The sequence below is a fragment of the Streptomyces lancefieldiae genome, assembly GCF_031845825.1.
Taxonomy (GTDB): Bacteria; Actinomycetota; Actinomycetes; order Streptomycetales; family Streptomycetaceae; genus Streptomyces; species Streptomyces lancefieldiae.
The window spans coordinates 1-478 of the sequence record NZ_JAVRFH010000296.1 but is presented as its reverse complement, the minus strand read 5'-3'; the positions used below and the strand labels follow the sequence as shown (position 1 = coordinate 478).

Below are 478 nucleotides of genomic sequence, written 5' to 3'. Positions count from 1 at the left end.
GAGATGATGTCGGTGGTGGCGGCGATCTTGGCCAGGTAGACCGGATTGCGGTAGCTCATCGCGGTGCACATCTGGCCGAGCTTGATCCGCGACGTCGTCGCGGCATAGGCCGACATCAGCGACCAGGCCTCGTGGGTGGCCTCGTCGGTGGGGACCGGAACGGTGTGGAAGTGGTCGTAGACCCACAGCGAGTCCCAGCTGCCTGCGTCGGCGTAGGCAGCCAGGTCACGCATCACCGGCCAGTGGTCTTCGGTGGGAATGTCGACGAGGTCAAGGCGCCAGCCCTGCGGGATGAAGAGTCCGAAGCGCATGGACCCCGACTCTACGACGCCGACGTGTGTCGTGGCACCGGGCTAGCCTGAGTTTTATGGCCCTTTCCAAGGAAGAACGCGAACAGTTTCTTGCCGAGCCGCACATCGCCGCCCTGTCGGTATACGCAGGCGACAAGCGCGGTCCGCTGACCGTCCCCATCTGGTAC

The 478-nt window shown here is 64.4% G+C and carries 1 protein-coding gene and 1 pseudogene; one reads left to right on the top strand and one right to left on the bottom strand.

Features of this window, described 5'->3' with window-relative positions:
* Nucleotides 1–311 (bottom strand): LLM class flavin-dependent oxidoreductase (locus tag RM812_RS42215; protein WP_311586323.1); only part of this gene is annotated, 311 nt, incomplete at its 3' end.
* Nucleotides 312–367: 56 nt separating this feature from the next.
* Here RM812_RS42215 and RM812_RS42210 point away from each other — a divergent pair.
* Nucleotides 368–478 (top strand): annotated as a pseudogene (locus RM812_RS42210) (pyridoxamine 5'-phosphate oxidase family protein); the annotation flags it as partial.